Origin of the sequence: Mesorhizobium sp. M7A.F.Ca.CA.004.04.2.1, assembly GCF_004022825.1 — a bacterium.
Taxonomy (GTDB): Bacteria; Pseudomonadota; Alphaproteobacteria; order Rhizobiales; family Rhizobiaceae; genus Mesorhizobium.
Map to the genome: position 1 here is coordinate 1 of NZ_RZPH01000590.1, position 3,795 is coordinate 3,795.

At 63.1% G+C, this 3,795-nt stretch carries 2 protein-coding genes and 1 pseudogene; 1 reads left to right on the forward strand and 2 read right to left on the reverse strand.

Annotation, left to right across the window (positions count from 1 at the left end; all coding sequences use genetic code 11):
* Positions 1-61: 61 nt before the first annotated feature.
* Positions 62-1,390: a citrate synthase gene (gene gltA / locus EN893_RS23235; protein WP_127270290.1), complete on the reverse strand. Its 1,329-nt coding sequence runs from the start codon at positions 1,388-1,390 to the stop codon at positions 62-64.
* A 185-nt stretch (positions 1,391-1,575) separates the two neighbouring features.
* Positions 1,576-3,000, reverse strand: a complete 1,425-nt coding sequence (gene gltX, locus EN893_RS23240) for a glutamate--tRNA ligase (protein ID WP_127270289.1) — start codon at positions 2,998-3,000, stop codon at positions 1,576-1,578.
* 102 nt (positions 3,001-3,102) lie between these two features.
* Between gltX and EN893_RS23245 the strand changes: the two are divergent.
* Positions 3,103-3,795 (forward strand): annotated as a pseudogene (locus EN893_RS23245) (competence protein); the annotation flags it as partial.

Consider the following 3,795-nt stretch of genomic DNA (forward strand, 5'->3'; position numbering starts at 1 on the left):
GGAATAGTCAGTAGGGAAGTTCACCGTCCCTACTGCCTACTGCCCAATCCCTACTCCCAATTCACCGCTTGGCGATCGGCACGTAGTCACGCTCGGGTGCGCCGGTATAGAGCTGGCGCGGGCGGCCGATCTTCTGGCGCGGATCCTCGATCATCTCTTTCCACTGTGCGATCCAGCCGACGGTGCGGGCGACCGCGAACAGCACGGTGAACATGGTGGTGGGGAAACCCAGCGCCTTCAGCGTAATGCCGGAATAGAAGTCGACATTCGGGTAGAGCTTCTTCTCGATGAAATAGGGATCGGTCAGCGCGATCTTTTCCAGTTCCATGGCGATGTCGAGCAGCGGATCGTCCTTGATGCCGAGCTCGCCCAGAACCTCATGCGCCGTCTTCTGCATGATCTTGGCGCGCGGATCGTAGTTCTTGTAGACGCGGTGGCCAAAGCCCATCAAGCGGAACGGGTCGTTCTTGTCCTTGGCGCGAGCGATGAATTCGGGGATGTGATCGACATGGCCGATCTCGCCAAGCATGTTGAGCGCCGCTTCATTGGCGCCGCCATGCGCTGGGCCCCACAGGCAAGCGATGCCGGCGGCGATGCACGCGAACGGGTTGGCGCCCGACGAGCCGGCGAGACGAACGGTCGAGGTCGAGGCGTTCTGCTCGTGGTCGGCGTGCAGAATGAAGATGCGCTCCATGGCGCGCGCCAGCACCGGGTTGATCTTGTATTCCTCGCACGGCACGGCAAAGCACATGTGCAGGAAGTTGGCGGCGAAGTTCAGTTCGTTCTTCGGGTAAATGAAGGGCTGGCCGATGTGGTATTTGTAGGCCATCGCCGCGATCGTTGGCATCTTGGCGATCAGCCGCATGGAGGCAACCATGCGCTGGTAGGGGTCGGAGATGTCGGTGGAGTCGTGGTAGAAGGCCGACAGCGCGCCGACCACGCCGCACATCACCGCCATCGGGTGCGCGTCGCGGCGGAAGCCGGTGAAAAAGCGCGACATCTGCTCATGCACCATGGTGTGGCGCGTCACACGATAGTCGAAGTCGTCCTTCTGCGCCTTGGTCGGCAGTTCGCCGTAAAGCAGGAGATAGCAGACCTCGAGGAAGTCGCCGTGTTCGGCCAGTTGGTCGATCGGATAGCCGCGGTGCAGCAGGATGCCGGCATCGCCGTCGATGAAGGTGATTTCCGACTCGCAGCTTGCCGTCGAGGTGAAGCCCGGATCGTAAGTGAAGGCGCCGGTGGTTGAGTAGAGCGAGGCGATGTCGATGACATCAGGCCCGACCGAACCACTTCGCACCTTGAATTCATGGGTCTTGCCGGCGAATGCAAGCGTTGCCGTGGCCTCCTGGGTCTTGCCGCCCAAATCCATTTTTTTCGCAGCTTCGGTCATTGCAAACTCCTTCTTGTTTCCTCATGCCGGCAAAGGCAAAATTCTGCAGAGCGACACGTCGAAAATCACCGCAATGCGCGTATTCGCCACCGCATTTCAGGAGGTGCGTGCCAGATTGGGCCAAGGCCTAATGTTGCACTGCGAAACCCGCCTTTCAATGCCAATCTTCTTGGGCCAGTTTGCTCCTAATCGATTTGATCTGAGATGCGCGCCAGGCTTTCCTCGCGGCCGAGCACGGCGAGCACATCGAACACGCCCGGCGAGGTGCTTTTGCCGGTCAACGCAGCGCGCAAAGGCTGGGCCACCGCGCCGAGCTTGTGACTGCCGGCCGCTGCCACCTCGCGTATCGCCGCCTCCGCCGAGGCGGCTGTCCAGTCACTCGCAAGCCCGTTCAAAGCTTCGTGAGCACTGCGCAGGATCTTGCGGGCATCGTCGGTAAGCAGAAGGGCCGCCTTGTCGTCGATCGGCAGGGGGCGCGTGGCGAACAGGAAGGCCGCGCCATCGACGAGCTCGACCAGCGTCTTGGCGCGGTCCTTCAAGCCCGGAAGCGCTGCCAGCAACTGCGCCTTGGTGCTGTCGTTCAGGCGCGCGGCGATCGCCGGGCCACCTTCGAGATAGGGCAGGGTAGCGATGAAGATGTCGAACAGTCGGGCATCGCTCATGCGGCGCATATGCGCGCCGTTGATCGCCTCCAGCTTGGCGAAGTCGAAGCGCGCCGCGCCCTTGTTGACATCGCCGATGTCGAACCACGAGATCATATCCTTGATCGACATGATCTCGTCGTCGCCATGGCTCCAGCCAAGGCGCGCCAGGTAATTGAGCAGCGCCTCCGGCAGGTAGCCCATGGCGCGATAGGCCTCGACGCCAAGCGCGCCGTGCCGCTTCGACAGCTTGGCGCCATCGGCGCCGTGGATCAGCGGGATATGCGACATGGACGGCACGTTCCAGCCCATGGCGTTGTAGATCACGGTCTGGCGAGCGGCGTTGGTCAGATGATCGTCGCCGCGAATGATATGGGTGACTCCCATATCATGATCATCGACGACGACGGCATGCATGTAAGTGGGATTGCCGTCAGAACGCAGGATGATGAAGTCATCGAGATCCTTGTTGGGAAAGCGCACCTCGCCCTGGACACGGTCATGGACGATGGTCTCGCCGTCGGTCGGCGCCTTGATACGAATGGCGCCCTTGACGCCTGCGGGCGCCTCAGAGGGGTCGCGGTCGCGCCAGCGGCCGTCATAGCGGGGCGGCAGCCCCTTGGCTCTGGCGGCCTCGCGCATGGCCTCCAGTTCGGCCGGCGTGGCATAGCAATAATAGGCCTTGCCCATGCGCACGAGCTCCTCAGCCACCTCGCGGTGGCGCGGAGCACGCTCGAACTGCGACACCGGCTCGCCGTCCCAGCTCAGGCCAAGCCAGGAAAGCCCGTCGAGGATGGCAGCCGTCGCGGCTTCATTGGAGCGTTCGCGGTCGGTGTCCTCGATGCGCAGCAGCATCGTGCCGCCAGTGTGCTTCGCATACAGCCAGTTGAACAGCGCCGTGCGCGCGCCGCCTATGTGCAGATAGCCGGTGGGCGAAGGGGCAAAACGGGTGACGACCTTGTCGGACATGGAACTCTCGGAAACCATCTGAAGCGGGGTGCGGTTGCGCGGGCTTTCGCGCGCCCGGCGTTCATGTAGCATAGGGTGTCGAGGGCGCAAGGGGCAGACCCGATGGCTGGACGAGGCTGGGGCTCGGATCAGGGCGAGGACGCTGCCATCGGCGTCAGCGAACGGTCCCTGTTTGCGCCTCGGCCAGCCCCATTGCCGCCGCCATCGCCCCTTGTGCCGGATCCCGGCAAGGCGCCCTTGCAAGCGGATGTCGCCGCCTCTGTTCCTGTTGCCGAAACCGGCAGGATCGTTCGCGTGCGCCGGCAAATCAGCCTGACATCACTGCCTCGCCTGCGCCACAGCGTGAACACGGCGGCGAGCCTGGAACTCGACCGGGGCGTGGCCTTCCTGCTGGTGCCGGTCTGCCTGGCGATCGGAGCGATCGGCTATTTTTCGCTGACGGCTGAACCCGACTTTGCGAGACCTGTCGCGGTTGTCATCTTGACGGGGATCTGTGCGCTGGTCTCGCGCTCATGGCCAAAGACCCATCTGTGTTTCATGGCGGCGCTTTTGTGCGCCCTAGGACTGCTTGCTGCCAAGGTCGAGACGTGGCGTGCGGGCACACAAATGTTGGGCTCGGAAATCTCGACGCAGGTGACCGGCCGCGTCGTCTCGCTCGACCGGATGGAAACTGGCCGTATCCGGCTGACCATCGACGTGACGTCGACCGCAAGACCGAAACTGCGCTATGCGCCGGAACGGGTGCGGCTTTCGGCACGCAAGATCCCGGCTGACGTGACCGCAGGCTCCCTCATC

What these genes read in the sequence shown, in the direction of transcription:
- gltX (WP_127270289.1), bottom strand. Translation starts at nt 3,000, where the DNA reads ATGTCCGACAAGGTCGTCACCCGTTTTGCCCCTTCGCCCACCGGCTAT.
- gltA (WP_127270290.1), bottom strand. Translation starts at nt 1,390, where the DNA reads ATGACCGAAGCTGCGAAAAAAATGGATTTGGGCGGCAAGACCCAGGAG.